Source organism: Amycolatopsis sp. NPDC088138 (assembly GCF_044741685.1).
Classification (GTDB): Bacteria; Actinomycetota; Actinomycetes; order Mycobacteriales; family Pseudonocardiaceae; genus Amycolatopsis.
Window position 1 is genome coordinate 265,835 of record NZ_JBIUTB010000008.1, and the last position, 23,775, is coordinate 289,609.

5 protein-coding genes are annotated in these 23,775 nt (G+C 73.9%); all 5 read left to right on the forward strand.

All coding sequences use genetic code 11. The annotated features are described in order from the left end of the window. The first annotated feature begins 10 nt into the window (after positions 1 to 10). From ACIOD2_RS42070 to ACIOD2_RS42090, 5 genes are read left to right on the forward strand one after another with little or no spacing between them, the layout of a single operon-like run. Positions 11 to 10,984 (forward strand): SDR family NAD(P)-dependent oxidoreductase, encoded by a 10,974-nt coding sequence (locus tag ACIOD2_RS42070; protein ID WP_400550974.1) that lies wholly within the window; start codon positions 11 to 13, stop codon positions 10,982 to 10,984. A gap of 32 nt (positions 10,985 to 11,016) precedes the next feature. Next, positions 11,017 to 19,704, forward strand: coding sequence for a type I polyketide synthase (locus tag ACIOD2_RS42075; protein WP_400550975.1), 8,688 nt, complete (start codon positions 11,017 to 11,019; stop codon positions 19,702 to 19,704). A 3-nt stretch (positions 19,705 to 19,707) separates the two neighbouring features. After that, complete coding sequence (locus ACIOD2_RS42080) at positions 19,708 to 22,632, forward strand: type I polyketide synthase (protein WP_400550976.1); 2,925 nt, start codon at positions 19,708 to 19,710, stop codon at positions 22,630 to 22,632. Further along, positions 22,629 to 23,474: a 3-hydroxyacyl-CoA dehydrogenase NAD-binding domain-containing protein gene (locus ACIOD2_RS42085; protein ID WP_323337130.1), complete on the forward strand. Its 846-nt coding sequence runs from the start codon at positions 22,629 to 22,631 to the stop codon at positions 23,472 to 23,474. The genes ACIOD2_RS42080 and ACIOD2_RS42085 overlap by 4 nt, the downstream gene beginning before the upstream one ends. 43 nt (positions 23,475 to 23,517) lie before the next feature. Then, positions 23,518 to 23,769, forward strand: a complete 252-nt coding sequence (locus ACIOD2_RS42090) for an acyl carrier protein (RefSeq protein WP_323337128.1) — start codon at positions 23,518 to 23,520, stop codon at positions 23,767 to 23,769. Positions 23,770 to 23,775: the final 6 nt, after the last annotated feature.

Sequence of the window (23,775 nt, forward strand, 5' to 3'; positions counted from 1 at the left end):
GACCACCGTCATGACGACCGACGAACGGACGCTCGACTACTTCAAGCGGCTGGCCGCCGAGCTGCGCGAGACGCGGCGCCGCCTCAAGGACGCCGAGGAAAGCGGTTCCGAGCCCCTGGCCGTGATCGGCATGGCCTGCCGGTACCCCGGCGGGGTCACCTCGCCGGAGCAGCTGTGGGACCTCGTCGACGGCGGCGGTGACGGCATGTCGGGCTTCCCGGCCAACCGCGGCTGGGACACCGACGCGCTGTACCACCCGGACCCGGAGCACCGCGGCACCAGCTACAGCGACCAGGGCGGTTTCCTGCACGACGCGGGCGAGTTCGACGCGGGCTTCTTCGGCATCTCGCCGCGGGAGGCCCTCGCCATGGACCCGCAGCAGCGGCTGCTGCTGGAGGTCACCTGGGAGACGTTCGAACGCGCCGGGCTGGACACCGCGGCGCTGAAGGGCAGCGCCACCGGCGTGTTCGCCGGGGCCATGCGCAGCGAGTACGTCTCGGGGTTCGACGGCGGTTCCGAAGAGGTCGAAGGGTTCCTCGGCACCGGCTCGTCCAACAGCGTGCTGTCGGGACGGCTCGCCTACACCCTCGGACTGGAGGGCCCGGCCGTCACGATCGACACGGCTTGCTCGTCGTCGCTGGTCGCGGTCCACCTCGCGGCGCACGCGCTGCGGTCGGGGGAGTGCTCGCTCGCCCTGGCCGGCGGCGTCACCGTGATGGCGACGCCGGAGACGTTCGTCGAGTTCTCCCGCCAGCGCGGCATGGCCCCGGACGGCCGCTGCAAGGCGTTCGCCGCGGGCGCCGACGGCACCGGCTGGTCCGAGGGCGCCGGCATGCTGCTGCTGGAACGGCTGTCCGACGCCCGCCGCAACGGGCACCGGATCCTCGCCGTGGTCCGCGGGTCCGCGGTCAACCAGGACGGCGCGTCCAACGGCCTGACCGCGCCCAACGGCCCGGCCCAGCAGCGCGTCATCCGCGCCGCGCTGAAGAACGCCAAGCTCACCGCCGCGGACGTCGATGCCGTCGAGGCCCACGGCACCGGCACCACCCTGGGCGACCCGATCGAGGCCCAGGCGGTGCTGGCCACCTACGGCCGCGACCGCTCGGAACCGCTGTGGCTGGGGTCGATCAAGTCCAACATCGGGCACACCCAGGCCGCCGCGGGCGCCGCCGGGATCATCAAGGTGATCGAGGCGATGCGCCACGGCGTCCTGCCGCGGACCCTGCACGTCGACGAGCCGTCGCCGCACGTCGACTGGACGGCCGGGGCGGTCGAGCTGCTCACCGAGCCGAAGCCGTGGGACACCGGCGACCGCCCGCGCCGCGCCGGGGTGTCGTCCTTCGGCATGAGCGGCACCAACGCCCACGTCATCCTGGAACAGGCGCCGTCGGCCGAAGAGCCTGCGCCGGAACGCACTCCGCCGCCGGTCCAGGCGTGGCCGCTCTCGGCCCGCGGACCCGCCGCGCTGCAGGCTGCCGCAGAAAGCCTGCTGTCCACAGTGGACGACGTCGACCCGCTCGACCTCGGCTGGTCCCTGGCCACCACCCGCACCGCGCTGGAAAGCCGTGCCGTCGTCGTCGGCCGGACCCGCGACGACCTCAAGGCCGGGCTGAACGCGCTGGCTTCGGGTACGCCCGCGCCGGGTGTCGTCACCGGCGAGCCGCTGCTCGGGCGCACCGCGTTCCTGTTCTCCGGCATGGGCGCCCAGCGCTGCGGCATGGGCCGCGAGCTGTACGACACGTTCCCGGCCTACCGGACCGCCTTCGACGAGGCGTGCGCCGCCCTCGACGCGCACCTCGACCGGCCGCTGGCCGGCATCGTCTTCGGCGACGACCAGAGCCTGCTCGACCGGATGACGTACGCCCAGCCCGCGATGTTCGCCCTGCAGGTCGCGCTGTTCCGGCTGCTCGGGTCGCGGGGCGTGCGCCCGGACTACGTCGTCGGCCACTCCGCCGGGGAACTGGGCGCCGCGCACGTCGCCGGCGTCTGGGACCTCGCCGACGCCGCCCGGATGATCACCGCCCGCGGCCGCCTGATGGAGGCGCAGCCGCCGGGTGGCGCGATGATCGGGATCCAGGCCACCGAGGAGGAGATCGCCGCCGAGCTGACCGACGGCCTCGCGATCGGCGCGCTCAACGCGCCGGACTCGGTCGTCATCTCGGGCGAGGAGACGATCGCCGAGGCACTGGCGGCGAAGTTCGCCGAACGTGGCCGCAAGGTCAAGCGGCTCAACATCTCCCACGCGTCGCACTCGGCACGGATGGACGGCATGCTCGCCGAGTACAGCGAGATCGCCTCCCGCGCGACTTATCACGAGCCCACGATCCCGGTGGTGTCCAACGTGACCGGCCGCCTCGCCGGGCCGGACGAGGTCACCGTGCCCGGCTACTGGCCGCGGCACGTCCGGCAGCCCGTGCGGTTCGCCGACGGTGTCGGCTTCCTGCGCGGCGAAGGCGTTTCCCGGTTCGTCGAGATCGGCCCCGACTCCGTGCTGGCCGGGATGGCCGCGCGGACGCTGCCGCCCGAAGGCACCGTCGCTGTGCCGGTGCTGCGTAAGGACCGTCCCGAGGCGCTCACCGCGATGGCCGTGCTCGCCGAGCTGCACGTGCGCGGCGCCCGCGTCGACTGGACCGCGTTCCACGCCGGGACCGGCGCCCGCACCATCGACCTGCCCACCTACCCGTTCCAGCGCGAGAACTACTGGCTGCGCGGCGGCCGCGGCGCGGGCGACCCAGGCGGGCTCGGCCTGGCCGACGCCGCCCACCCGCTGCTCGGCGCGTCCGTCCCGCTCGCCGACGGCGCGGGGATCGTGCTGACCGGCCGGATCTCCCCGGCCACCCACCCGTGGCTCACCGACCACGCGGTCGCCGGCACCGTCATCGTGCCCGGCACCGCGCTTGTCGAGCTGGCGCTGCGAGCCGGTGACGAAGCCGGCTGCGCCCACCTCGAAGAGCTGACCCTGCGCGAGCCGATGGTCCTGGCCGGGCCGGTGGACGTCCAGGTCGTGCTGGCCGCGCCGGACGAGTCCGGCCGCCGCGCCGTCGCGGTGTACTCGCGCTCCGGTGAAGGCGCCTGGACGCTGCACGGCTCTGGCACGCTGGCGTCGCAGGCCCCGGCGGCCGGGTTCGACCTGGCCGAGTGGCCGCCGCGGGACGCGGTCGCGGTCGACGTCACCGACGTCTACCCGGTCTTCGCCGCCGCCGGTCTCGAGTACGGCCCGGTGTTCCGCGGGCTCAAGGCCGCCTGGCGCGTCGGCGAGGAGATCTTCGCCGAGACCGAGCTGCCGGACTCGGCCGGCAAGGCCGACGTCGAGCGCTTCGGCCTGCACCCGGCGCTGCTCGACGCGGGCCTGCACGCGATCGGCCTGCTGAGCGAGGAGCCGGGTGGCGCGAAGCTGCCGTTCCTCTGGCAGGACGTCACCCTGCACGCCACCGGGGCGTCCGCGCTCCGGCTGCGGCTGACCCCGGGCGCGTCCGGCGCGGTCACCCTGCGCGCCGCCGACGGCACCGGCGCCCCCGTCGTCACCATCGGCTCCCTGACCCTGCGCGAGCTGGCCGCCGGGGCGCTGACCACCGCACCCGGGCTCGACTCGCTGTTCCGGCTCGACTGGACGCCGGTGCCGACCCCGGCGGACCCGGCCGTGGTCGGCTGGGCCTACCACGGCCGCATCGGCGGCGGTGAGGTGCCGCCGGTGGTCGTGCTCCCGGTGTTCACCGACCCCATGGGCGTCCGGATCGCCACCCACGAAGTGCTTTCCGTCCTGCAGCAACTGTCCACAGAGGACCGGTTCGCCGACGCGAAGCTCATCGTCGTCACCTGCGACGCGATCGGCCCCGGCCGCGTCGACCCGGCGGCCGCCGCCGTCTGGGGCCTCGGCCGCTCGGCGCAGAGCGAGCTGCCCGGCCGGGTCGTGCTCGTCGACAGCGAGACCGGCGACCTCTCCGACAGCGAGCTCGCCGCGGTCCTGGCCACCGGCGAACCCCAGCTGACCCTGCGCGACGGCGCCTTCGCGGCCCTGCGCCTCGGCCCGGTGCCGGGCCCCGACGAGCTGGTCCCGCCCGCCGAACCCGCGTGGCGCCTCGGCATGGCCGCCCGCGGCACCCTGGAGGAGCTGCGGCTCGAGCCGTGCCCCCAGGCCCTGGAACCCCTGTCCCCCGGGCACATCCGCGTCGGTGTCGCCGCGGCGGGTCTCAACTTCCGTGACGCGCTCAACGTCCTCGGCATGTTCGAGGGTGAGCCCGGCCCACTCGGCAACGAGGTCGCCGGCGTGGTCCTCGAGGTCGGGTCCGAAGTGGACGATCTCGCCGTCGGCGACCGCGTGATGGGCGTCGCGATCGGCGGCATCGGCACGGTCACCACCGCGCAGCGCTCGATGTGCGCCCGGATCCCGTCCGGCTGGTCCTACGAAGAGGCCGCGTCCGTGCCGCTGGTGTTCCTCACGGCCTACTTCGGTCTGAAGGAACTCGCCGGGCTGCACGAGGGCGAGTCCGTGCTGGTCCACGCGGCCGCGGGCGGTGTCGGCATGGCGGCCGTCCAGATCGCGCGCCACCTCGGCGCCGAGGTCTACGGCACCGCCAGCCCCGGCAAGCAGCACGTCCTGCGCGAAGCCGGCCTCGACGACGCCCACATCGCCAACTCCCGCACCCTCGACTTCGAACAGCAGTTCCTGGCCACCAGCGACGGCCGCGGCGTCGACGTCGTGCTCGACGCGCTCACCGGCGACTTCGTCGACGCGTCCCTGCGGCTGCTGCCGCGCGGCGGCCGGTTCCTCGAGATGGGCAAGGCGGGCCTGCGCGACCCGGACGAGGTCGCCGCGCAGCACCCCGGTGTCCACTACCGGCCGTACGACCTGATCGAAGCCGGGCCCGAGCAGTTCTCCCGCATGTGGGCCGAGGTCCTCGACCTGTTCGCGCAGGGTGTCCTGACGCCGCTGCCGCGTCACACCTGGGACGTCCGCCGCGCGCCCGAGGCGTTCCGCCTGCTCAGCCAGGCCAAGCACATCGGCAAGGTCGTGCTGACCGTGCCGCGCGGCCCGGAGCCCGGGGGCACCGTCCTGATCACCGGCGGCACCGGCGGTCTCGGCGCGATGCTGGCCAAGCACCTGATCACCACCCACGACGTCCGGCACCTGGTCTTGACCAGCCGCCGGGGCCCGGACGCACCGGGCGCGGCCGAACTGGCCGCAGAGCTGACCGCTCTGGGCGCCTCGGTCACCATCAGCGCGTGTAACGGCTCGGACCGCGACGCCGTCGCCGAGCTGCTGGCCGGGATCCCCGCCGAGCACCCGTTGACCGGGGTCGTCCACGCGGCCGGTGTCCTCGACGACGCCCCGCTCGACGCACTGACCCCCGAACGTCTCGACCGCGTCCTCGCGCCGAAGGCCGAAGCCGCCTGGCACCTGCACGAGCTGACCGCGGACCTGCCACTGCGCTGGTTCGTCCAGTTCTCCTCGGCCGCCGGCGTGCTCGGCAACCCGGGCCAGGGCAACTACGCCGCCGCCAACGCCTTCCTCGACGGGCTCGCCACGCGCCGCCGCGCCGACGGCCTGGCCGCGCAGTCGGTCGCCTGGGGCCTGTGGTCCGGCGGCATGCGCGGGGAGCTCGGCGACGCGGGCGAGGAACGCCTGCGCCGCAGCGGGTTCCCGCCGATCGACCCCGAAGAGGGCCTGGCGATGTTCGACCGCGCGGTCGGCCTCGACCACGCCGTCCTGCTCGGCCTCAAGTTCGACCGCGCGACCGTCCGCGGCAGCGACGCCCCGATCTCGCCGCTCATCCGCGCGCTGGTCGGCGGATCCGGCCGGGCCAAGGCCAAGACGGCGACCGCCGAGCAGGCGGGCGAGCTGCGCCGCAAGCTCACCGGGCTGCCCGTGAGCGAGCAGGACGAGCTGCTCCTCGACCTGGTGCGCCGCGAGGTCGCGCTGGTGCTCGGCCACGCCGACGCGTCCGGGATCGCCGCGACCCGCGCGTTCAACGAGATCGGCTTCGACTCGCTCACCGCGGTCGAGCTGCGCAACCGCCTCGGCGCCGCGACCGGCCTCCGGCTGCCCGCGACGCTCGTGTTCGACCACCCGACACCCGCCGCGCTCAGCACCTTCCTGCGCACGGAGGTCGTCGGGGACGAGACGCCGGTCCCGGCCGCGGTCACCCCCATCGCGGCCGGGACCGGTACCCACGACGACCCGATCGTCATCGTCGGCATGGGCTGCCGCTACCCGGGTGAGGTCACCTCGCCCGGTGACCTGTGGCAGCTGGTCGCCGAGGGCCGCGACGGCGTCGGCGACTTCCCGGCCGACCGCGACTGGCCCCTCGACTCGCTGTTCCACCCGGACCCAGACCACCGCGGCACCACGTACGCCTCGGAAGGCGCTTTCCTCCACAACGCGGGCGACTTCGACGCCGAGTTCTTCGGCATCTCGCCCCGCGAGGCCCTCGCCATCGACCCGCAGCAGCGGCAGGTCCTGGAGACGGCGTGGGAGGCCCTCGAACGCTCCGGCATCAACCCGGCGACCCTGCGCGGGACCAGCACCGGCGTGTTCGCCGGGGCCCTGTCCAACGACTACATCTCCCGGCTCAGCGCGATCCCCGAGCAGGTCGAAGGCTTCCTCGGCACCGCGTCCTTCAGCAGCGTCGTCTCCGGCCGCGTCGCCTACGCGCTGGGCCTGGAGGGCCCGGCCGTCTCGGTCGACACGGCGTGCTCGTCGTCGCTGGTCGCGGTGCACCTCGCCGCCCAGTCGCTGCGGTCGGGGGAGTGCACGCTCGCTCTGGCCGGCGGCGTCAACGTGATGGCCTCGCCCGACATGTTCGTCGAGTTCTCGCGGCAGCGCGGCCTCGCGCCGGACGGGCGCTGCAAGCCGTTCGCCGGCGCGGCCGACGGCACGAACTGGGCCGAAGGTGTCGGGATCCTCGTGCTGGAACGGCTTTCCGACGCCCGCCGCAACGGGCACACCGTGCTGGCCGTCGTGCGCGGCTCCGCGGTCAACCAGGACGGCGCGTCCAACGGTCTCACCGCCCCCAACGGCCCGTCGCAGCAACGCGTGATCCGCGCGGCGCTGGCCAACGCCGGTGTCGAATCGTCCACTGTGGACGTCGTCGAGGCGCACGGCACCGGCACGCCGCTGGGCGACCCGATCGAGGCGCAGGCCCTGCTGGCCACCTACGGCCAGGACCGCGAGTGGCCGCTGCTGCTCGGCTCGGTCAAGTCCAACATCGGCCACACCCAGGCCGCGGCGGGCGTCGCCGGGATCATCAAGGTCGTCGAGGCGATGCGCCACGGCGTCGTCCCGGCGAGCCTGCACGTGGACGAGCCGACCCCGCACGTCGACTGGACCACCGGCGACATCGCACTGCTCACCGAGCAGACCCCCTGGCCGGAGACCGGGCGGCCGCGCCGCGCCGGCGTGTCGTCGTTCGGCATCAGCGGCACCAACGCGCACATCGTCATCGAGCAGGCGCCGGACTTCGCCGAGCCGGAGCCGTCGCGGGACCTGCCGGTCGTGCCGTGGGTCCTTTCGGGACGCACCCCGGCGGCGCTGGCCGACCAGGCAGCTCGACTGTCCGCTGTGGACAAGTCGACTGTGGACGTCGGGTTTTCGCTGGCGACCACTCGTACGCACCACGACCACCGCGCGGTCGTCGTCGGAGACGCGGCTTCGGGGTTGCGTGCCCTCGCCGGAGGCAGGTCGGCCGCGAACCTCGTCACCGGGGAAACCGCGACCGGCCGCCTGGCCTTCCTGTTCACCGGCCAGGGTTCGCAGCGGGCCGGGATGGGCCGCGGGCTGTACGAGGCGTTCCCGGCTTACGCGGCGGCTTACGACGAGATCGCCGCACTGCTTCCGGCCGTCAGTGGCGACGACCTCGACCGGACCGGCACCGCCCAGCCCGCGATCTTCGCCCTGGAAGTCGCGCTGTACCGGCTCTTCGAGTCGTGGGGCGTGCGCCCGGCCTTCGTCGCCGGGCATTCGATCGGCGAGATCGCCGCGGCGCACGTGGCCGGGGTGCTGTCCCTGGCCGACGCGGCCACGCTGATCGAGGCTCGCGGCAGGCTGATGGAGGCCCTGCCCGCGGGTGGTGCGATGGTCGCCGTGCAGGCGAGCGAAGCCGAGGTGGCCGAGTTCTCCGACGTCGCCGTCGCGGCGGTCAACGGCCCGGACGCCGTGGTGCTTTCGGGCGTGGCGGAACCGGTGCTCGCCGCCGCCGCGGCGCTGGAAGCGCGGGGCCGCAGGGTGAAGCGCCTCGACGTCTCCCACGCGTTCCACTCGCCGCTGATGGACCCGATGCTGGACGAGTTCGCCGCGGTGGCGAACGAACTGACCTACGCCGAGCCGTCGATCCCGGTCGTGTCGACGCTGACCGCCGACCTCACCGACCCGGCCCACTGGGTGCGGCACGTGCGGGAGCCGGTCCGGTTCGCCGACGCCCTGACGGCGTTGACCGCCGAAGGCGTGACGACGTTCCTCGAGATCGGCCCGGCCGCGGTGCTCTCGGCCCTGGCCGCGGGGTCCGGCGAGGCGATCCCGGCCCTGCGCGCCGACCGCGACGAGCCGTCGGCCGCGGTGACGGCGCTGGCCCGCCTGCACGTCCGCGGGATCGACGTCGACTGGCCCGCGTTCTTCGCCCCGGCGTCGCCGCGGGTGGTCGACCTGCCCACCTACGCCTTCCAGCACGAGCGGTACTGGATTCGCGAACCGGCCGTCGCGCGGGTGGCCGGCAGTCTGCGTCACCCGGTGCTCGCTTCCGCCGTGACGTCGGCCGGGGACGGTTCGGTGCTGTGCACCGGCGTCCTGCCCGCGGAGCCGTCGGACACGCTGCTGGTCGAGCTGGCGATCCGGGCCGGTGACGAGGTCGGCTACGCGACGCTGGCCGAGCTGACCGTCGAGGCGCCCCTCGCCGGAGACCGTGAGGTCCAGGTCGCCGTCGGCGCCGCGGACGGCGGCCGCCGCCCGGTCTCGATCCACACCCGCGCCGGGCAGGACTGGCAGCGGCACGCGACCGGGTTCCTGGTCACCGAGTCCGTGGCGACCTCGGCCGAGGGGTCCTTTGTGGAGCTGACCGTGCCGGAGGACACGCTCTACGGCCTGCACCCGAACCTGCTCGACCCGCTGCTGGCCGAGCACGGCTGGCCGGTGGCCTGGCGCAACGTCACCCTGCACGCGACCGGCGCCACCCGCGTTCGGACGGCGCTGGCCGACACGGGCGCGCTGAGCGTCGTCGACCTCGCGGGCGAGCCGGTGCTCACCGCCGAGGTGACGTTCGGCGAGCGCCCGGCCGTGGCGACCGCGCCGAGCGAGTCGCTGCACCGCCTGAGCTGGACCCCGGTCACCCTCACCGGCTCCGAGATCGACGCGGAGATCCTCGAACTGCCCGAACCGCAGGGCACCACGGGCGTCGCCGACGCGGCCCGGCTGGCGACCACCGAGGTGCTGGCGAAGCTGCAGGAGTGGCTCGCGGCACCCCGGGACGGCCGCCTGGTGATCCTGACCGCGGGCGCCGTCGGACTGTCCGAAGAGGACGGTGCCGACCCGGCCGCCGCCGCGGTCTGGGGCCTGGTCCGCGCGGCGCAGTCGGAACACCCCGGCCGCTTCGTCCTCGTGGACGGCGACGGCGATACGACGGTGCTGAGCCGGGCCCTGGCCACGGGTGAAGACCAGCTGCTGCTGCGCGAAGGAAAGGCTTACGCACCCCGGCTGGCGCCGGTCGGCGCGACCGCGAGCGAAAGCCCGAACCTCGGCGGTGGCACCGTGCTCGTCACGGGCGGTACCGGCGGGCTCGGCGCTCACCTGGCGCGGCACCTCGTCCAGGCACACGGCGTCTGCGACCTGGTCCTCACCAGCCGTCGTGGCGCGGACGCGCCCGGTGCCGCCGCACTGACCACCGAACTCACCGACCTGGGCGCGACCGTTCGGATCGAGGCCTGCGACGTCGCCGACCGCGGCGCTGTCGAAGGCCTCCTGGCCGGGATTCCCCAGCTGACGGGGGTCGTGCACGCGGCCGGTGTCCTCGAAGACGGCCTCGTCGAGGCGCTCACCCCGGACCGCCTGGACACCGTCTTCGGCCCCAAGGCCGCGGCCGCCTGGCACCTGCACGAGCTCACCAAGGGCCACGACCTCGCCGCGTTCGTGCTGTTCTCCTCGGCCGCCGGGGTGCTCGGCAACGCCGGGCAGGGCAACTACGCCGCGGCCAACGCCTTCCTCGACGGCCTCGCCGTGCACCGCAAGGCCCTCGGCCTGCCCGGCCGCGCGCTGGCCTGGGGCCGCTGGGCCGACGGCATGGGCGGCGCGCTCAGCACCCAGGCGGGCAACCGCCTGAGCCGCAACGGCTTCCCCGCCCTCAGCACCGAAGAAGGCCTGGCGCTGTTCGACGCGGCCCTCGCGGCGGACGTCGCCGCTACGGTGCCGGTCAAGCTGGACCGTGCCGGGCTGGCCGCCGGGCAGGTGCCTCCCGTGCTGCGGGACCTCGTGCCGGCGACCCGGCGCCGGGCCGCCGCGGCCGACGCGGGCGAACTGCGTCGCAAGCTGGCCGGGCTCGCCGAGACCGACCAGGAACGTGCGCTGCTCGACCTGGTGCGCGGGCAGGCCGCGGCGGTGCTCGGGCACGCCGGCGCGGCCGCGATCGCTCCCGGCCGCGGCTTCCTCGACCTGGGCTTCGACTCGCTGACCGCGGTCGAGTTCCGGACCGCGCTGGCCGTCGCGACCGGTCTCACCTTGCCGAGCACCGTCGTGTTCGACTACCCGGCGCCGGACGCGCTGGCCAAGTACCTGCAGACCGAACTCGCGCCCGAGACCGGGCCGGGAGCCGCGGTGACCGAGCAGATCACCCGGCTCGAAGCCCTGCTCGACGGGGCCGACCCCGCCGACACGGACATCGAAGCCCGCCTCAAGCGGCTGGTGACGGCGTGGGCGGCGAAGAAGCCTGCGCACGCCGACCTCGAAGCCGCGTCCCCGGACGACCTCCTCGCGCTGATCGACGACGAGTTCGGCCCGCGCTGACCCGCCCTCCAGCCCCTCGGGAGCCGTGACCCATGCCTTCGGAAGAGCAGTACGTCGACTACCTCAAGCGGATGGCGGCCGACCTGCGCGAAAGCCGCCGCGAGCTGGCGGACGCGCGGGAGAAGGAGACCGAGCCCATCGCCATCGTCGCGATGAGCTGCCGGTTCCCCGGCGGGGTCCGCACCCCGGAACAGCTGTGGGACCTGGTCGACGCCGGTGGTGACGCCATCTCGCCGTTCCCCATCGACCGCGGCTGGGACACCGACACGATCCACGACCTCGACGCGTCCGTGCCGGGCACCAGCTACGTCCGCGAGGGCGGCTTCCTGCACGACGCCGCCGAGTTCGACAACGAGCTGTTCGGCATCTCGCCCCGCGAGGCCGAGGCGACCGACCCGCAGCAGCGGCTGCTGCTGGAGACGGCGTGGGAAGCGGTCGAACGGGCCGGCATCAACCCGGCGACGCTGCGCGGGAGCAGCACGGGGGTGTTCGCGGGGGTCGGTTTCACCGACTACGCGTCCCGGCTGACCGCGCTGCCCGAGGAGCACGAGGGGTACCTCGGCATCGGGACGTCCGGCAGCGTCGTCTCCGGCCGCGTCTCCTACTCGCTCGGCCTGGAAGGGCCGTCGGTGTCGATCGACACGGCGTGCTCGTCGTCGCTGGTCGCCGTGCACCTCGCGGCCCGCTCGCTGCGGTCGGGGGAGTGCACCCTCGCGCTGGCCGGCGGGGTCACGGTCATGGCGACCCCCGGCGCGTTCGTCGAGTTCTCCCGGCAGCGGGGCCTGGCGCCGGACGGCCGCTGCAAGCCGTTCGCCGCGGCCGCCGACGGCACGAACTGGGCCGAAGGCGCCGGAATGCTCGTGCTGGAAAGGCTTTCCGACGCCCGCCGCCACGGCCACCCGGTGCTCGCGCTGGTCCGCGGCAGCGCCGTCAACTCCGACGGCGCGTCCAGCGGCCTGACCGCGCCGAACGGCCCGTCCCAGCAACGCGTGATCCGCGCGGCACTGGCCAACGCTGGACTGTCCACTTCGGACGTCGACGTCGTGGAGGCACACGGCACCGGCACCGCCCTCGGTGACCCGATCGAGGCACAGGCCCTGCTCGCCACCTACGGCCGTGACCGCTCGCAGCCGTTGTACCTGGGCTCGGTCAAGTCCAACATCGGCCACACCCAGGCCGCGGCGGGCATGGCCGGGATCGTCAAGCTGGTCGAGGCGATGCGCCACGGCGTCCTGCCCGCCACCTTGCACGTCGACCGGCCGTCGCCGCACGTCGACTGGTCCGCCGGTTCGGTCGAGCTGCTGGACCAGGCGCGGCCGTGGCCCGCGGACCGGCCGCGGCGGGCGGGCGTGTCGTCGTTCGGCATCAGCGGCACCAACGCGCACGTCATCCTGGAAGAGCCCGCCGCGGAGGTCGAAGAGGAGCGCACGGTCACCGCGCCGCCGGTGGTCCCGTACGTCCTCTCCGGTGCGTCTCCGGCGGCGGTCCGGGCGCAGGCCGCGGCCCTATTGTCCACTGTGGACGAGTCCGGTGCCGAGCCGGTCGACGTCGCCCTGTCGCTGGCCACCACCCGCGCCGCGCTGGAGCACCGCGCGGTCGTCACCGGCGCCGACCGCGCCGAGCTGGCCGCGGGCCTGCGGGCCGTCGCGGGCGGCGACGCGGGCGCCGTCACCGGTCAGGACACCGCCGGGCGCCTGGCCTTCCTGTTCACCGGTCAGGGCGCGCAGCGCCTCGGCATGGGCCGCCGGCTCCACGAGTGCTTCCCCGTCTTCGCCGCGGCCTTCGACGAGGTCTGCGCGCACCTGCCCGGCGTCCGGGACGTCGTGTTCGGCGCCGACACGGCCCGCCTCGACCGCACCGAGTTCGCCCAGCCCGCGCTGTTCGCCTTCGAGGTCGCGCTCTACCGCCTAGTCACGTCCTGGGGTGTCACCCCGGACGCGCTGGCCGGGCACTCGATCGGCGAGCTGGCCGCCGCGCACGTCGCCGGGGTGTTCTCGCTGGCGGACGCCGCGAAACTCGTGCTGGCCCGTGGCCGCCTGATGCAGGCCCTGCCCGAGGGCGGCGCGATGCTCGCCCTCGAAGCGACCGAGGACGAGGTCCGCCCGCACCTGTCCGCCGACGTCGCGCTCGCCGCCGTCAACGGCCCCCGCGCGGTGGTCCTCTCCGGCGCCGAGGCCGCGACCCTGGCCGTTGCCGAGCGGTTCCCCGGCCGCCGGAGCACCCGCCTGGCCGTCTCGCACGCCTTCCACTCGGCCCTGATGGAGCCGATGCTGGCCGAGTTCACGGCCGTCGCGAAGACCCTGACCTACCACGAGCCGTCGATCCCGGTCGTCTCCACGCTGACCGGCGAGCCCGCCGACCGGCTCACCGACCCGGCGTACTGGGCCGAGCACGTCCGCGGCACCGTCCGGTTCGCCGACGCGGTCGAAACCCTGCACGGCCAGGGCGTCACGACGTTCCTCGAACTCGGCCCGGACGCGGCGCTCACCCCGATGGGCCGCTCGGTGCTGCCCGATGGCGCCGTTTTCGCCGCGGCCCAGCGCAAGGACCGCGACCAGGCCGCGACGCTCGTCAGCGCGCTCGGCCTGCTGCACGCCCACGGCGCCCGCGTCGGCTGGGCCGCCTACCTCGACGGCAGCGGCGCCCGGACCGTCCCGCTGCCGACGTACCCGTTCCAGCGCAAGCGCTTCTGGCTGGAGGACCCCGGTGGTCCTGCCGTCGCCGCCGAGGACAGCCGGTTCTGGTCGGTCGTCGAAGCCGGCGACGTCGGCGAGTTCGCCGCCGAACTGAAGCTGTCCGACGTCGAAGCCCCGCTCGGCACGGTCCTGCCCGCCCTGACGCGCTACCGCCGCGCCCGGTCCCTCGCCGCCGAGGCCGACGCCCTGGCCTACCACGTCCGCTGGCAGCCGTTCACCCCCGCGACGACCACCGCCGCCGGCCGCTGGCTGCTCGTCACGTCCACTCAGGACACCTGGGCCGCCCCGGCGCTGGAAGCGCTGTCCGGTGCCGACGTCCAGCGGCTGGTCGTCGAGCGTCCCGACCGGGTGTCCCTGCCGGACGAGTCGTTCGACGGGATCCTGTCCCTGCTCGCCCTCGACGAGACCGAGACGGACGGCCTGTCGTTCGGCGCCGAAGCCACGATGGCCCTGGTGCAAGCGCTTGCGGCCCGTGACCCGCAGGGTCCACTGTGGATGCTGACCCGCGGCGCCGTCTCGACCGGGCCGCACGATGCCCCGGACGCGCCCGCCCAGTCCCAGCTGTGGGGCTTCGGCCGCGCGGCGGCCCTGGAGAACCCCCAGGCGTGGGGTGGCCTGGTCGACGTCCCGGCCGAGCCGGGGGAGCGGACCGTCACCCTGCTGCGCGGGGTGCTCACCGGCCCGCGCGGCGAGGACCAGGTCGCGATCCGGGCGACCGGCGCGTTCGGCCGACGGCTGGCCCACGCCGAACCCGCCGAGCCGACACGCTCGTGGCGGCCGCGCGGCACCGTGCTCGTCACCGGTGGCACCGGTGGCCTGGGCTCGGTCGTCACCCGCTGGCTGGTCGAGCACGGCGCCGAGCACGTCGTCCTGGTGTCCCGCCAGGGCGCGGACGCTCCGGGGGCCGCCGAACTGGCCGGCGACCGCGTGACCATCGCCGCCTGCGACGTCGCCGACCGCGACGCCTTGGCCGCGGTCGTCGAGCCGATCCGCGGCGACCTGCGCGCGGTCTTCCACCTCGCGGGTGTTCTCGAACTCGGCCTGGTCGAGACGATGGACCGCACCCGCTACGCCGACGTCCTGCGCCCGAAGGTCGCCGGGACACGGAACCTCGAAGAGCTGACCGAGGGACTCGACCTCGACGCCTTCGTGCTGTTCTCCTCGATCGCCGCGTCGATCGGCAACGCTGTCCAGAGTGCGTACGGCGCCGCGAACGCGCACCTCGAAGCCGTCGCCCAGCGGCGGCGGGCCCAGGGGCTGACCGCGACGTCGGTCGCGTGGGGCCGCTGGGGCCGCGTCGGCATGGGGGTCGGCGAGGACCTCGACGAGCTGCTCAGCGGCCTGGGCGTCCCGGCCATGGAGCCGGAGACCGGCCTCGTCGCGCTGCAGCACGCGCTCGACCGCGACGAGACCGCGCTGACCGTCGCCGAGCTGACGTGGGAGAAGTTCGCGCCGCCGTTCGCCGCGCTGCGGCCGAGCCCGTTGCTGGCCGACCTGCCCGAGGTCGTCGCCATCGCCGAGGCCGAAGCGGCCCAGGCCGCCGAAGGGGCGGAAGCCGCCGACGCGTGGCGCACCCGGCTCGCCGGGCTGCCGGAAGCCGAGCGCGAGCGTGTCGTCACCGAGCTGGTCCTGACCCACACCGCGGCCGTGCTCGGGCACACCGACGGCGTCCCGGCCGGGCAGCAGTTCACCAAGCTGGGCATCGACTCCCTGACCGCGATCGAGCTGCGCGGCCGGATCAACACCGAGACCGGCCTGGCGCTGCCGCCGACCATGGTGTTCGACCACGCGACCCCGGCGGCCCTCGCCGCGCACCTGCTGGCTTCCCTCACGACCGCGCCGGACGCTCCGCGCGCGACGACCGGCGGGCCGGCCGCGGCGGGCCAGGACGTCGCCGTCGTCGGCCTGTCCTGCCGGTTCGCCGGCGGCAGCGACACCCCCGAGAAGTTCTGGACGAACCTCGTCGAGGGCCGTGACCTCGTGCGCGAGGTGCCCGCGGACCGCTGGAACGCCGCCGACTACTACGACCCCGACCGCACCGCGCCGGGCAAGGCGTACACGCAGCAGGGCGCGTTCGTCGACGACATCGCCGGCTGGGACGCGGCGTTCTTCGGCCTCTCGCCCCAGGAGGCGCGGCGGCTCGACCCGACGTTCCGGCTGCTCATGGAGCTGGTCTGGGAGGGCATCGAGGACGCCGGCCTGACCGCGGACGAGCTGCGCGGCAGCCGCACCGGCGTGTTCGCCGGCCTGATCGACACCATGCAGTACTCGATGCGCCAGCTCGAGGCCGACGGCATGGACGCGGCCGACGACCCGTACTTCGGCCTCGGCAGCTCGCTGTCCGCCGCCGCGGGCCGGATCGCGCACCTGCTCGACCTGCGGGGGCCGTGCCTGACCGTGGACACCGCCTGCTCGTCGGCGCTGAGCGCGGCGCACCTGGCCGTGCAGAGCCTGCGGCGCGGCGAGTGCGACATCGCGATCGTCGGCGCGGCGTCGGCGATGATCAACCCGGACGTCTTCATCCAGTCCTGCAAGATGAGCATGCTCGCCGCCGACGGCCGCACCAAGACGTTCGACGAGAGCGCCGACGGTTACGTCATCGGCGAAGGCGGCGGGGTCGTCGTACTCCGCCGCGCGGCCGAGGTCGGCCCGGCCGGGCGGGCGCGCGCGGTCATCCGCGGCACCGCGACCAACCAGGACGGCCGCAGCAACGGCCTCACCGCCCCCAACCGCGCGGCCCAGAACGCGGTCATCCGCGCGGCCCTGGCCGACGCCGGCGTCGCCCCCGACGAGATCGGCTACGTCGAGGCCCACGGCTCGGGCACCCAGCTCGGCGACGCGATCGAGTTCACCGCCCTCGGCGAGATCTTCGGCGAGCGCACCGCGCCCGAGCCGCTGTACGTCGGCGCGGTCAAGACGAACGTCGGGCACACCCTGGCCGCGGCCGGGATGGCCGGGCTGATCAAGACGGTCCTGTCCCTGGAACACGGGACGCTGCCGGGCAACCTGCACATGAGCACCCCGAACTCGGTGGTGACGGTGGACGGCCCGGTGCGTCCGGTCCCCGCGGCCCGGCCGTTCCCGGCGAACGCGGACGGTGTGCTGCGCGCGGGGGTCAGCTCCTTCGGCTGGTCGGGTTCGAACGTCCACTTCGTCCTGGACCAGGCCGCGCCGGTGCCGTCGTCCGCGCCCGGTCCGGACTGGCAGCTGCTGACGCTGTCCGGCAACAGCGAAGCCGGGCTGCGCGCGAACGCCTCGGCCCTTGCTGATCACTTGACCGCCGACGTCGAACTCGCCGACGTGGCCTTCACGACCCAGGCGGGCCGCAGCGCCCTCCCGTTGCGCAAGGCGGTGCTGGTCCGCGACCACGCCGACGCCGTGACCGCCCTGCACGCGGTTACCGGAGGATCGGCCGTCACCGACCGCCGACGCTTCGGCCTGCTGCTCCCGGGAACGACGGGTTCGGTCCCCGGCGAGCTGTACCGCACCGAACCGGCCTTCCGCACGGCGCTCGTCGAATGCGCGGTCTTGGTCGACGGCGACCTGCTCGACGGCACAGCCGATGAACGGGCCGTCACCTTCGCCGTCGAGTACTCCCTCACCCGGCTGCTCGACGCCTGGGGACTCGAACCCGCGGTCATCCTCGGCCACGGCACCGGCGAGTACGTCGCCGCCGTCGCGGGCGGGGTGTTCGACCTCGCCGGTGGTCTCGAACTCGCGCTGGGCGGAGCGGTTCCGGCCGCGCAGGCACCCTCGATCCCGGTGATCTCCCCGCGGACCGGCGAGGTCCTCACCGCCGCGGAAGCCGCCGACGCGGCCCACTGGCGGATCGCCGACGACCGCTTCGAAGACGGCCTCCTCGCCCTCGCGAAGTACGCCGCCGTGCTGGTCGAAGGCGGACTCGGCGACGTAGGTGCCGAGGCGGCCGGGCGCTACCTGCCGCAAACCCCCGTGGTCTCGCTGCAGCCGGAGCCCGGGCGGCACGCGTGGCTGGCCGCGCTCGGGCAGCTCTGGGAGCACGGCGTGCCCGTCAAGTGGGCCGGCGAGGGACGGAAGTTCGTCCCGCTGCCCGCCTACCGCTTCCAGCGCACCCGCTACTGGCCCGAGGTCGCCTCCCGCGGCACCGGCTGGTCGCTCAACCAGATGACCGCCACCGAAGAGACCCCGGTCAAAGCCGGCCTGAGCGCCCACACCCCGACCTGGCGCCGCGACACCACCCGCCGGACCCCCGCGACACCGGGTGACCTGGTCCTCTTCGGCAAGCTCGACGGCTTCGCCGAGGCCGCCGAAGAAGCGGGCCACCGGGTGACCGTCGTCGAAGAGTCCGATGTGGACGGTTACCGCAAGACTCTCGCCGAGGTCAAGGGTGACGGCCCGCTGCGGATCGTCCACGCGAACGGCCTCACCGCGACCGACCGCGAATCCGGCTTCTACAGCCTGATGTGGCTCGGCAAGGCGATCGGCGCCGAGTGCTCCGGCCGCCGCGTCGACCTCCTTTCCCTCGGCCGCAACGGCTTCGACGTCCTCGGCGGCGACGCGCACGACCCCTTCGCCCCGACGATCGCCGCGATGACCGACGCCATCGCCGCCGAATACCCCCTGGTCCACGCCCAGTACGCGGACCTCGGCGGAGACCTGGCGCAAGAGGCAGCCCACGAACTAGACCTCCTGGCCAATTCCACTGTGGACACTGTCGACGGTGTCGCGGTAGCGGCCTGGCGCAAGGGACGGCGCTGGCTGCGCGGTTTCGACGTCGTCGAGCTGCCCGAAGTCGACGACGCCCAAGCGTGGAAACCCGGCGGCACCTACCTGATCACCGGCGGCCTCGGCGTGCTCGGCCTGGCCCTGGCCCGGCGGCTCGCGCCCCTGGGCGCCAACCTCGCCCTCGCCGGCCGCACCGAGCTGCCGCCCGACGACACCTGGGACGACTGGATCCGCGACCACGGCGTCGACGACCGCACGAGCAGCGTCCTGCTGGCCGTCCGCGACCTGCGGGCCCTGGGTGCCGACGTGCTGACCGTCCGGGCCGACGTCAGCGTCCCCGGCGAGGCCGCGGCCCTGCTGGCCGAGGTCCGGGGCTACTTCGGTGACCTCGACGGCGTCGTCCACGCGGCCGGCATCGCCGGTGGTGGCCTGCTGCAGAACAAGACCCGCGAGCAGGCGGCCGCCGTGCTGGCCCCGAAGATCGACGGCACCCTCGCCCTGGCCGAGGCCCTGCGCGTCGAGCCGGTCGACCTCCTCGTCCTCTATTCCTCGACGGTGACGCTCACCGTGGGCGTCGGCGAGACCGACTACTCCGCGGCCAACGCCTTCCTCGACGGGTTCGCCGCCGCCGAAGCCGGCGGGCGCGGCCCGGCCAAGCAGGTCGTGTCGGTCGCCTGGGGGCCGTGGCAGCTGGACGCCTGGACGTCGTCCGGGCTCTCCGGCTCGGACGAGGCCCAGGAGGGCTCCCGCCGGTTCCGCGAGGAGTTCGGCATCGGCGCGGAGGAAGGCACCGAGCTGCTGTCGCGGATCGTCGCCTCCGGGGAGTCGCAGGTGACGGTGCTGCCGCTGCCGCTCACCGACGTCCTGGCCGCGCTGGCCCGGATGGGCTCGGTCGACGCGCTGGTCGGCGCCGATGCCGCGATGCCCAGCGGCGAACGCTACCCGCGGCCCGACCTGCGCACCGCGCTCGTCGCGCCGCGCACCCCGGCCGAGGAGCGCGTCGCCGCCGCGTGGTGCGACTGCCTGGGCCTGGAAGAGGTCGGCGTGCACGACCCGTTCTTCGACCTCGGCGGCACGTCGCTGATCGGCCTGGTGCTGATCGGCCGTGTGGCCAAGGAGTTCGGCGTCGAGCTCGCCCCGGCCAGCCTGTTCGAGAAACCGACCATCGCCGAGTTCGTCACGCTGCTCGGCGAGCCGGACACAGCTGCGGCGTCCTCCTCGCCCGCCGCGGAACCCGCCGAAGACGTCTCCGCGCGCGGCGAGCGCCGCCGCGCCCGCGCCGCGAACCTCCGCAAGCGCCCCAGCCGGACCGGAAGGTAGACCATGACCACGCAATCACGGGACACCGGCGACGACATCGCGATCGTCGGCATGGCCGGGAACTTCCCCGGCGCGCCCGACATCGGCAAGTTCTGGGCCGACCTGTGCGCCGGCCGCGACGGCATCACCCGGATGACCCGCGACGAGCTGCTCGCCACGGGGGTCGCCCCCCAAGTCGCCGACGACCCCGCGTTCGTCGCCGCGGCCGGCCTGCTGCCCGGCATCGACCGCTTCGACGCCGACTTCTTCGGCTACAACCGCGCCGACGCCGAGCTGCTCGACCCGCAGCACCGGCTGTTCCTCGAAAACGCCTGGCACGCGCTCGAAGACGCGGGTGTCGACCCGGACCGCATCGAGGGCCTCGCCGGGGTGTTCGCCGGCGGCGCGCCGAGCACGTACCTGCTGTCGAACCTGCTGCAGAACGACGTCACGGCCCTGACCGCCGGCCCGGACCAGCTGATCCTGCAGAACGAGAAGGACCTGATCGCGTCGCGGCTGTCGTACGCGCTCGACCTGACCGGGCCGTCGGTGAGCGTGCAGAGCTGCAGCTCGACCGCGCTCGCCGCGGTCGCCCAGGGCTGCTCGAGCCTGCTCACCGGAGAGTCCGACCTGGTCGTCGCGGGAGCGGTGTCCGTGGTGGTGCCGCAAGAACCGGGGTACCTCTACCGCGAGGGCAGCCGGTTCGCCCCCGACGGCATCAACCGCATCCTCGACGCCGGCGCCAACGGCAAGGTCCCCGGCAACGGCCTCGGCGTGGTCGTCATGCGCCGCCTGGAGGACGCTCTCGCCGACGGCGACCGCGTGTACGCCGTGGTCCGCGGCTGGGCCATCCACCACGAGGGCAACCGCGCGCGCCAGGCGTTCAACCTGCCGGGGGTGCCCGGCCAGGCCGCCGTCGTCGCCGAGGCCCTGGCCGCCGCCGACGTCGACCCGGCCGAAATCGACCACGTCGAAGTGTCCACTTTGGGCACTCCGTTCGGCGACGTCGCCGAGATCTCCGCGCTGCAGAAGATCTTCGACGTCGACGGCGTCGAGCGGGTCACCCTCGGTTCGATCGACGCGAACCTCGGCCACATCAACCAGGCCGGCGGCATCGCCCGGTTCATCAAGGCCGCTCTCGCACTGCACCACGAGAAACTGCCGCCCGCGGTCAACTTCGAGAAACCCAACCCGCAGCTCGCGCACAGCGGCGACAAGCTGGTCGTGCAGGAGACCCTGGCCGACTGGCCGCGCGGTGACCGCCCCCGGCTGGCCGGCGTCAGCGCGTATGGCTTCGGCGGCACCGACGCCCACGTCGTCATCGAAGAGGCGCCGGAGAACCACCCGTCACGGCCCGCCGCCCGGCCGCACCAGCTGCTGGCCTGGTCCGCGCGGACACCCGAGGCGGCCGACGCCATGACCGGGCGGCTGGCCGCGGACCGTCCCGAGTGGACGGACCTGGCCGACGTCGCCTACACCCTGCACGCCGGGCGCAAGGCGTTCGAGCACCGGCGGATGACCGTCGTGTCCTCAGTGGACGACGCCGCCGAAGCCTTCGGGTCCGAGACGCGAGTGGTCGCCGAAGCGGACACGCACTCGAGGAAGGCGGCGTTCCTGCTCGCCGGAGTGGGGGAGCAGTACCGCGGCATGGCGGGCGGCCTCTACGACAGCGAGCCGGAGTTCAAGGCCGCGATCGACGAGTGCGCCGCGCTGTTCCGCCAGCACCTCGGTACCGACCCGACGTCGAGCCTGCTCGGCGCGCGCGGGTCCGACGGCGGCGACCTGGCCCGCCTGCTCGGCCGCGCGACCGACAACGAGGACGCGGGCCCGGCCGTCACCCAGCCCGCGGTGTTCACCCTCGGCTATGCCCTCGGCCGTCTGCTGCGCGCCTGGGGTGTCGAACCCGCGGTGCTCGCCGGGTACAGCGTCGGCGAGTTCGCCGCCGCCGCCCTCGTGGGCGCCCTGACGCTCGAAGAAGCCACCGCGCTGGTCGCGACCCGGGCGAAGCTGATCGAGAAGCTGCCGCAGGGCGCGATGGCCGCGATCCCGCTCGGCGCCGACGAACTCGCCGCGAAGGTCGGTGACGTGACGGCGTTCGGCGTCGACGTCGCCGCGCTCAACGGGCCGCGGATGATCGTCGTGTCCGGCCCCGCCGACGGTGTCGAGAAGCTGGCCGCGGCGCTCGCCGAGCACGGCGTCCCGGCCCGGCCGCTGCGCACCACGCACGCGTTCCACTCCCGCGCGCTGCGCCCGGTCGCCGCCGAGCTGACCGCGTGGGCGCGGCAGCACCTGACTCCACGCGAACCGGACGTCCCGTACCTGTCGAACGTCACCGGCGCGCCGATCACCGCGAAGCAGCTCAAGGACCCCGGTTACTGGGCCGAGCACATGTGCCGGCCCGTCCGGTTCGCCGCGATGATCGAGCACTTGGCCAGCGATTCGCCGGATACCGTGCTGCTGGAGCTGGGAGCCGGGCAGTCGCTCGGCTCGATGTTCCGCGGTCACCCCGGCTTCCCGCAGGCGTCGTGGCCGCTGCTGGTGCCGACCCTGCCCGGGGAGGCCGACCCGCGACCGGACACGGAGGTGCTCACCGAAGCGCTCGGCCGGGCCTGGCTGTCCGGCGTGGCGATCGACTGGCGTGCCTACCACGCCGGCCGTGACCCGCGGAAGACGACGTTGCCGGGCTACCCGTTCCAGCGCGAGCGCTACTGGATCGAGCCGACGGAAGCACGTTCGGACGTCGCCCTGGGCGCCCGGGACGCCGGAAAGCCGGTCTACCTGGTCGAGGGTGACCTGGACGTCACCGCCCGGGACCTGGCCACCCGGCTGGGTGCGGAACTGGGCGCGACCGTCGTGTTCGGTTCCGACGCCGCGGCCGTGCGGGCCGAACACGGGCGTCTCGACGGCGTGCTGGACCTGACCACGAGTGAAGCCAAGGAGAATCGATGAGCATCGTCGGAGTCGTCGGCGCCGGTGTGATGGGCACTGGGGTCGCGCAGAACCTCGCCACCAGCGGGCACGAAGCCGTGCTCGTCGACGTCGACCCGGGCAAGCTGGCCGACGCCCGCGACCGTATCGAGCTCGAGTGCCGGATGAGCCGGATGCTCGGCGGCCCGGAGATCGACGCGGCCGCCGTGCTCGCCCGGATCACCACCGGCACCGAGCTGGAGCTGCTGGCCGAGACCGAGGTCGTGATCGAGAACATCACCGAGAACTGGGACCTGAAGTCCCGCCTGTACCCGAAGCTCGACGAGGCCTGCAAGGCCGACACCGTGTTCGTCGTCAACACCTCGGCCATCCCGATCACCAAGGTCGCCGCGCTCACCTCGCGCCCGGACAAGGTGATGGGCGTGCACTTCATGAACCCGGTGCCGATGAAGCCGGCGTGCGAGTTCATCCCCGGCTACCACACGAGCGAGTCCACAAAGGACATCGTGCGGACGCTGCTGGAGTCGATGGGCAAGAAGCCGATCCCGGTCAACGACGCCTCCGGGTTCGTCTCCAACCGCGTGCTCATGCTCACCGTCAACGAGGCCGCTTTCCTGGTGCACGAAGGTGTCGCCGACGCGGCCACCGTCGACGAGGTGTTCCGCAGCTGCTTCGGCCACCCGATGGGCCCGCTGGAAACCGCGGACCTGATCGGCGTCGACACGATCCTCTACAGCGTCGAGGTGCTCTACGACGAGTACAACGACAGCAAGTACCGCCCCTGCCCGCTGCTCAAGCAGATGACGTCGGCCGGGTTGCACGGCCGCAAGAGCGGCAAGGGCTTCTACAGCTACAGCGGCTGAACGCCGCAGCCGACCCCCTACGCACACGAGAGAGGCAGCCACCATGTCGCAGGACGTCCGCGGCGAGATCCGCACCTTCATCGGGGCGAAGTTCCCCGGCCTGTCGTTCACCGACGAGCAGGACATCTTCGCCCTCGGGTTCGTGAACTCCCTCTTCGCGATGGAGCTGGTCATGTTCATCGAGAAGGCGTTCGCCACGCGCATCCCCAACGAGGAGCTGAAGCTGGACAACTTCCGCACCGTCACGCGGATGACCGAGCTGGTGCAGCGGCGCACGGCCGCCGCCGCCCACTGAGCGGAG

What these genes read in the sequence shown, in the direction of transcription:
- ACIOD2_RS42070 (WP_400550974.1), top strand. Translation starts at nt 11, where the DNA reads ATGACGACCGACGAACGGACGCTCGACTACTTCAAGCGGCTGGCCGCC.
- ACIOD2_RS42075 (WP_400550975.1), top strand. Translation starts at nt 11,017, where the DNA reads ATGCCTTCGGAAGAGCAGTACGTCGACTACCTCAAGCGGATGGCGGCC.
- ACIOD2_RS42080 (WP_400550976.1), top strand. Translation starts at nt 19,708, where the DNA reads ATGACCACGCAATCACGGGACACCGGCGACGACATCGCGATCGTCGGC.
- ACIOD2_RS42085 (WP_323337130.1), top strand. Translation starts at nt 22,629, where the DNA reads ATGAGCATCGTCGGAGTCGTCGGCGCCGGTGTGATGGGCACTGGGGTC.
- ACIOD2_RS42090 (WP_323337128.1), top strand. Translation starts at nt 23,518, where the DNA reads ATGTCGCAGGACGTCCGCGGCGAGATCCGCACCTTCATCGGGGCGAAG.